The organism is Halorubrum sp. SS7, assembly GCF_005435055.1.
In the GTDB taxonomy this organism is placed as follows: domain Archaea; phylum Halobacteriota; class Halobacteria; order Halobacteriales; family Haloferacaceae; genus Halorubrum; species Halorubrum salinarum.
The window spans coordinates 1-214 of sequence record NZ_SGXV01000764.1 but is presented as its reverse complement, the minus strand read 5'-3'; the positions used below and the strand labels follow the sequence as shown (position 1 = coordinate 214).

Below are 214 nucleotides of genomic sequence, written 5' to 3'. Positions count from 1 at the left end.
AGACACGACGATCATCTACGTCACGCAAAACCAGGCGGAAGCGATGACGATGTCGGACCGCATCGCCGTGCTCAACAAGGGCGAACTCCAGCAGATCGCGCCGCCGCTGACCTGCTACAACCAGCCGGCGAACAGGTTCGTCGCCGGTTTCATCGGGTCGCCCTCGATGAACTTCTTCGACGCCACCGTCGGCGACGACACGCTCGACGCGAAC

At 62.6% G+C, this 214-nt stretch carries 1 pseudogene; it reads left to right on the top strand.

The features are described 5' to 3' along the window. Nucleotides 1-214: pseudogene (locus EXE44_RS19855) on the top strand (ABC transporter ATP-binding protein); the annotation flags it as partial.